Origin of the sequence: Photobacterium sp. OFAV2-7, from assembly GCF_022347985.1 — a bacterium.
Taxonomy (GTDB): domain Bacteria; phylum Pseudomonadota; class Gammaproteobacteria; order Enterobacterales; family Vibrionaceae; genus Photobacterium.
Window position 1 is genome coordinate 1 of record NZ_JAKRFQ010000190.1, and the last position, 7,008, is coordinate 7,008.

Sequence of the window (7,008 nt, forward strand, 5' to 3'; positions counted from 1 at the left end):
ACCGTGGTCGAAGCCACAAAGGTCCGGGAGAAAAAGCTATGCACCCCAAAGAACATACCTTGTTCAACCCGAAATACTCTTGCTGTCAGTTCACTGTTTTCTTTGTTCAGATAGCCACTGAGCTTACCTTTCTTCACCCAGTACAATTTATCGTTATAACCGTCCTGCTTAAGTACCTGGGTACCAGCCTTGACGCTCACCGAGCGAGACGGTTCGCGAAAATAGGTATCGATAATACGCTGTAGGGCTTTCGGTTGATGCATCTGCTCTCCGGGGTAAAACAGGGCCCGCCCCTGTTCGGGCGGCCCAAGCTCCATTAAATGTGATCGATGAGGTGCAGTGCCCAAATCATCACGAAACTCAGTAATACACCCACCACACCGATAATCACACCGACACGGGCCATCTGGTTACTCTGTACATGACCGGTGGCATGCGCCAGTGCATTGGGCGGCGTACTGATAGGCAAGGACATACCGAGCGATGCCGCAAAGGTCACCACAAGAATCAGCGTGATCTCGCCGCCTAGCGGTACCAACGATGTCATGGATGTACCCAATGCAGCCATAATAGGCATCAGCAAGTTAGCCGTCGCGGTATGGGACATAAAGTTAGCCATCAACAAGCACAGCAATGCCGAACCAGCCAGTACGATGTATGGCGAGTAGCTATCGAACGGTATGCTATGAACCATCAGACGGGCCAGCCCCGTCTGATCAAGCGCTAAACCAAGGGCAATACCGCCTGAAACCAGCCACAGCACATCCCAGGATATTTTCTTCAGGTCTTCTTTGTTAATGATGCCGGTCAGCGAGAACACTGCGACAGGAATCAGTGCCACGGTATAGGAGTTCATACCATGGGCAGATCCCATCAGCCACAGGATGATGGTCAGGGCGAAAGTGATATAAACCGTCAGCGCCTTCGGTGTTTTCAGGAACTTCCCTTTGATAGTCAGTTCAATTTTCTCTTGTTTTGCCGGGTAGAGCATATTGATGAGCACCCAGGCAAAAACCAGCAAAACCGCCACAAAAGGAACACCAAAGAACATCCACTCACCAAAGGTGATCATGTTCTCGGCAGTCAGGTATTTCAGGGCAATCGCATTCGGCGGCGTGCCGATTGGGGTACCGATACCACCGATATTGGCCGCTACCGGAATACATAGTGCAAATGCAATCTTGCCCGGATCCTTGGCACCAAACAGCGCAATCACCGGTGCCAGAATCGACAGCATCATGGCCGTGGTGGCGGTGTTTGACATGAACATAGAGAAGATAGCAGTGATCAGCATCAGGCCAAACATAACGTACTTAGGCTGGGTACCAAACGGTTTCAGCAACACCCGCGCTAAGTTGACATCCAGTCGGTACTTGGTTGCGGCCATAGCAAGAAAGAAACCACCCAGAAACAGCATAATAATCGGACTGGCAAAGGTGGCCATGATATCGCTGTAATTCAGCAGCTCACCAAAATGAGCCTGCCCTTCTCCGCCACGGAACAGGTAAAGTCCCTTGTTTGACAGGAGCAGTAGCTCCAGTACGATGATCACCACCGAGGTGGCGTAAATCGGGATCGGCTCAAGTACCCAGCACAAAGCTGCCAGCAAAAATATGGCGATAACACGCTGTTGGATAACAGTCAGCCCTTCAACCGGAAATGCCGAGGCCGGCAAAATTAAAATCAGAAGCGGGATCAGGATAGGCACAATGTACCTGATATATTGGCGCATGATGTGGATATTCCCTTAAAACAATAAAATCTGCATCTCATGCCACATCCATCCTTTAGGATATTCCGAGGATTCTAGTTATTCGGAAGAAACGACAGCAGGCATGAGGGTCTGCCGGCAAAAGGCGATTTAGGGCCGACAAACACATAACTCTTTGGTGGTAAGTATTGTGCTAGTAACGCCGAGGGATTTCTTCGAATCAGATCAATAAACAAGTGAAATGTAAATAATTTTAACGTTTCTGAGGGTTCGGCCCACAACAGAAATCATAGGCCAAAAATGTAGCAGATTTACGATTTTGTGTCGGTCACCAGCTGCTCGTCCAGTGCATCTTCCTGCCCCATATAAGTTCGGGAAGAACAAAATGGGGTTAGCGGTACCTGTGGCTCCAGTATTTCAAGCTCAGCCTGCCGTTGCTCATGTTCCCGAGCCATGATATTCACTTGCTTCATCACCAGCATAACGCCCAGTATTCCGAACATCACCGAGCCCAAAGCCTGGCCAATTAATACGCCACCTGCCCCGGCAATGTATCCCCCCAGCATAACAAAAGGAATGGTCCCGATTGTCGCTTTCCCCATATTCAGCGCGGTCGACCAGGTCGGGCGATTGAGGTTATTAAAGGCTGCATTGGCAACGAACAAGGCACCGTTGAAAATAAAGGTGACTGCGACATAAGAGCAGAAAATAGAGAGCAACTCTGCAGCATCTCCCTGAAGGCTAAACAGTGCTATTAAGTTGTCCTGCGCCAACCATAGAACGCCAGACACCAGCACACAGTAAAGAGAGACAAACAACATTGCATCGCGCAATGATCGGCTGATCCGATCCCAGCGCTCTGCCCCGAAGTTCTGACCGATAATCGGCCCTATCGCGCCTGATAACGAGAAGATCAATGCAAAACTGACAGGCATAATGCGCCCAATCACGGCATATCCGGCAACAAAACTCTCGCCAAACTGCGCGATGTTACTGGTAACAATGGCGTTTCCAATCGGCGTGGCCGTGTTGGTCAGAATCGCCGGGAAAGCTATAGCAGAAACTGGCAAAATCGACATGACAAATGATTTCAGCTCAGGGCGGGCAACCAAGTCATGACGAACTATCACGGCATGCAACGAGAAGATCAATACTGCCAGCCGGGCAAATACAGAAGCGATAGCGGCACCCTGTACGCCCATTGACAGGCCGAAAATAAATAGCGGATCGAGAATAGCATTGACTCCGCCACCGATCAGTGTCGCGACCATTGAGCGCCGCGCATCCCCGACACCACGAAGTGCAGCCCCTGCTGACATTGATATGGCAATCATAGGTGCGCTGGGAAGCAGGATCGTCAAGTATTCCGTAGCAGCTTCAGCAACCCGCCCCTTGGCACCTATCATTGCCAGCAGCTGAGGAAGCTGCCACATCATCAGAGACACCAAAATACAACTGATAATAAAGGCAAAAATCATGACATTGATTGTCATGCATCGCGCCTTTTTCTTGTCTCCCGCCCCCAGCGCACGAGATACCAGTGCCCCCATGGCGATAGAGGTCCCGATGGATGCCGAAGTAGAGAAGAACACCAAGGTACCGGCAAATCCGATGGCAGCAGCCAGTTCAATCTCACCCAGCAAGCTGATAAAAAACATATCCAGCAAATCGACAAGAAAGAGCGCCATCAGTCCAATTGCGCCCGTCCCCGACATAACAACGATGTGCTTCATCGGCGAGCCAGTGACAAACTTGGCATGAACATTCTCACCGGAATGCTTATCCTGGGGTGATTTGGCCACTGCAACTCCCTTTCATTATTGAGGTATTGATACTTGCTGAAAAAAGAAAAGGCGCATTAAGCGCCTTTTGGATAAAAATACCCAAACTACCTCAAGATGCTCGTTTCAGCGAGAATTACTTGGCTTGTAGGCTAGGCACCGATTAGAAAATCTAGTGGCTCTAAATTAATAATCGGTAACAACGCATAGAAGCCAAGTAAACTCGCCCTTTGGGAATGAGCCAGCGCGCCCATTTCTGTGTCAAATAACGTTGAAAGGGACTACCATTCCTACCGTCATTTTCCTTGAACTGAGCTCACTGGTCTCATTCTGAATCCTGCATCTTGAGGTAGCTTGGGTATAAGGACATTTATTCTCGCATTCTGCAATGCAGATAAAAAAATACTGGCAATAAGCGACATATCGTCTGGCACACCATCTATTGCACTTCACCCGCTCACATCTCTCTTCAATACAGTATAAGCACCACTCACTTCTCTCAATATAATCTTTAAAATTCAATACAATAACAAACAACCGTTCGACAACTGATGCTATACGAACAATTTAGGTATGAATTCTGCTTTACCCTATAAAACTAATGGGAGCCTGCCATGGATAAAGTATCTGTTGTCATACCAACTCATAATTGCCTGCCTTATCTGCCTAAGGCAATTGAGAGCGTACTAACCCAAGATTATGAAAATATCGAGATCCTTATTGTTAACGATAACAGCAACGATGGTACCGACAAGTATCTGGCTACCCTAAGCAAAACACATGACAATGTTATCGTCATAAACACAGACGGAGTCGGAGCCGCATCAGCCAGAAATATCGCTATCAAACAATCATCAGGGCACTACGTAGCTTTTCTGGATGCCGATGACTATTGGTACAGTGGAAAAGTCTCCGAGCAAGTCAGAGTCCATCAAGAAAACAAACACCTTGGAATGACTTTCACCAACTACGATCACCTTAACGAAAACAATGAAATTATTATTGACTGCCTTGCGTACTGGAATAAGTACAATAGTGACAAGAACACTGTTCATTTCTTTGACAACCCGCTCAATGATATTTTTGCCAACAACATTATCGGTACTTCAACTGTCATGATAAACAAAGCCGTCTTTCAAAAGATCGGCTTTTTCAATGAAAAGATGAGTTATTGCGAGGACTGGCATTTTTGGTTAAATGTATGCGAGCATTTTGATGTTGCACTATTGAAGCACTCTTACACCGGGTATCTCATGAGAGCAGGCTCAATAACCCAAACTGATTCTAAACGATGGAATAATTTGCTTTCCGTCTCTGAGGTTATTTCACATTATCAGGATCGTAAAACATCAATCAGTAAAAAGTCGATCTCACAAGCTCAGGCAAGACTACAAGAAGGCTATGCCGACTATTTCAGAACCAGAGGTGATATATACACAGCCCTTCTGCACGACTTTCATTCATTGTTGATTGATCCCCAAACCAGGCGTGTAAAGCATACGCTCGGCGACATGAAGAAATGCCTTATGCCATCTCAAAGACACAAGCAATCACTACCAATCAAGTAACTACCGCCATTTCAATTCGGCGACATCGCTGGCGCAGAAATGTATTGGAAAATAGTTAGAGCTAAATAGGGTATATGATGAGTGCATTAAAACAGTCTGCCTATTATGGCGTCGGAATAATAATGCTGAAGGGAGTGTCATTATTTATGATGCCATATGTGACTTCCCGACTGACGCCGTATGAGTACGGCTCGTTAGAGTCTCTCATATTGCTGACAGATATCGGCACCATCATTATAGGCTTTGGCATTATTGAATCTCTATACCGTTATGTCGGTCCGAGTGAAGGAAAAAAGCGCAGTGAACTAATTTCCAACTGTTTTCTGCTAGGCCTACTCGTTGCTATAGCCGCTAGCTTCCTTATTTGGTTGATGTTGCCTTTGCTGCTGGCAAAACTACCCCATGAATTTGCTCCCTACCAAATCGTACTCATTGCCGTTCCGACTCTACTGGAGGGATTAATTGCGATTCCGCTGACGTTAATGCGTATGGAATCTCTAGCCAAAAAATTCTGTATCTACAACGTCGTCAAAGCCATTTTTCAGGCCCTGCTTATTATCATCTTACTGGAAGCTGGTTATGGCATTGATGCCTTACTGATAGCCGGAGCCTGCTCAAGCGTACTGTTACTTTTCTTCCTGCTCAAGTTCCAATGGGCGCAAATGGCAGGTAGTGCTTATTTGGGCTATTCCTTACCGCTACTGAAGTACAGTGTTCCGTTCGTTATCAGCAACATTGGGTTATTTGCCATTACCGGGTTGGACCGCTGGGTGCTCGCAGACAAAGTCGGTGTAGATACGCTTGCTATCTACGCGATAGCCGCTAAATTTGCCATGATATGCGCATTATTAATGCAGCCCTTCGCGCTATGGTGGTATCCAAACCGAATCAAAATGTTACAACAGGAACAAGGGCGTGAGCTGTGCGCAAGGAATGCGATCCTTGGCACCAACCTGGGAATTTTCTTTGCAGTATCTCTGATACTGACCGTACCGAGCTTCATCTACCTCTTCTTACCCGCAGACTACCATCTCGCCGCCAATATCGTTGTTGGCCTTATTCTCGTGAGCGCATTGAAAAACGCCAGCGACCTATTAAACCTTGGTTGCTTCAGCGGTGATTCCAGCCAATGCCAGATGTGGATCCAGTGGTTATGTTCTGCCTTAGCGGTTGCTGGATACTGGTTGCTCATCCCACAATACAACATATGGGCAGCCGTATTCGTCCTGGCAGGCGTTTATACCATTCGTCTAGCGCTGTTTTACTACTTTAGCCAAACCAAGCTTTCACTTCCCTACCGACATTCCGACTGGTTGGCCTGTGTACTGATCGGCGCTGCGTTATATGGCATCAGCCAAGTGATATACCCTACCCTCAACCTCTGGGCACAGCTAATTGTTGGCGGGCTATTAAGCCTCTCTATGCTTGTACTGCTTATCAGCATAAAGGTTTTCCCCAGCATAGCGCCTTCTCGCTTAAATTTAACTGCGAGCTAAATCGCAGGCATAAAAAAGCGCTGATTAACAGCGCTTTTTTAACACAAGAAATTATCGATTATTCCCAATCAAGGATATCCTTGCCTGAACGCCCGCTACGCATGGCGTCGAAGCCCTTCGGGAAGTCATCAATCTTGAAGTGGTAAGTGATAATTGGGTTCAGGTCCAGGCCTGATTGGATCAGGCTCGCCATCTTGTACCAAGTTTCGAACATATCCAGTACATGAGTAATTCAAACCAATAAAATCAGCAACTTAGTTACTAACGACTATCTGATGGGGCTAAAATGGGGCTATTTGCAAATTATACTCTATGTCGCTAGCTTGAATCTGATATCGAATTGGTGTTCTGGCGCCCTGAACGGTTAGACGTTAAGCTGGTGCGGATTAACAAATAACCAACGACCCCTGATGCCAATGAGCCTAAAATAATCCCCAGCCGCTCATCAAACA

At 47.1% G+C, this 7,008-nt stretch carries 4 protein-coding genes and 2 pseudogenes; 2 read left to right on the forward strand and 4 right to left on the reverse strand.

Annotated elements, in window-relative coordinates; translation table 11 throughout:
- The 3 genes and pseudogenes from MHN01_RS11780 to MHN01_RS11790 form a co-directional block, all read right to left on the reverse strand.
- Nucleotides 1–263: pseudogene (locus MHN01_RS11780) on the reverse strand (histidine kinase); the annotation flags it as partial.
- A 53-nt stretch (nucleotides 264–316) separates the two neighbouring features.
- The gene (locus tag MHN01_RS11785) at nucleotides 317–1,732 is read right to left on the reverse strand and encodes a DASS family sodium-coupled anion symporter (protein WP_239411527.1); all 1,416 of its coding nucleotides are present in this window, start codon (nucleotides 1,730–1,732) and stop codon (nucleotides 317–319) included.
- A 290-nt stretch (nucleotides 1,733–2,022) separates the two neighbouring features.
- Entirely contained in the window at nucleotides 2,023–3,426 is a 1,404-nt protein-coding gene (locus tag MHN01_RS11790) for an MATE family efflux transporter (RefSeq protein ID WP_239411530.1), read from the reverse strand.
- A gap of 680 nt (nucleotides 3,427–4,106) precedes the next feature.
- Between MHN01_RS11790 and MHN01_RS11795 the strand changes: the two genes are divergently transcribed.
- The gene (locus tag MHN01_RS11795; RefSeq protein WP_239411528.1) at nucleotides 4,107–5,060 is read left to right on the forward strand and encodes a glycosyltransferase family A protein; all 954 of its coding nucleotides are present in this window, start codon (nucleotides 4,107–4,109) and stop codon (nucleotides 5,058–5,060) included.
- A 77-nt stretch (nucleotides 5,061–5,137) separates the two neighbouring features.
- Complete coding sequence (locus tag MHN01_RS11800; RefSeq protein WP_255725173.1) at nucleotides 5,138–6,556, forward strand: lipopolysaccharide biosynthesis protein; 1,419 nt, start codon at nucleotides 5,138–5,140, stop codon at nucleotides 6,554–6,556.
- A gap of 58 nt (nucleotides 6,557–6,614) precedes the next feature.
- On the opposite strand, the pseudogene tdh reads toward MHN01_RS11800, so the two are convergent.
- Nucleotides 6,615–6,773, reverse strand: a pseudogene (gene tdh / locus MHN01_RS11805) (L-threonine 3-dehydrogenase); the annotation flags it as partial.
- Nucleotides 6,774–7,008 lie beyond the last annotated feature (235 nt).

Bases quoted from the DNA above. Each gene is read 5' to 3' on its own strand.
- MHN01_RS11785 (WP_239411527.1), bottom strand. From the start codon at position 1,732: ATGCGCCAATATATCAGGTACATTGTGCCTATCCTGATCCCGCTTCTG.
- MHN01_RS11790 (WP_239411530.1), bottom strand. From the start codon at position 3,426: ATGTCGGGGACGGGCGCAATTGGACTGATGGCGCTCTTTCTTGTCGAT.
- MHN01_RS11795 (WP_239411528.1), top strand. From the start codon at position 4,107: ATGGATAAAGTATCTGTTGTCATACCAACTCATAATTGCCTGCCTTAT.
- MHN01_RS11800 (WP_255725173.1), top strand. From the start codon at position 5,138: ATGAGTGCATTAAAACAGTCTGCCTATTATGGCGTCGGAATAATAATG.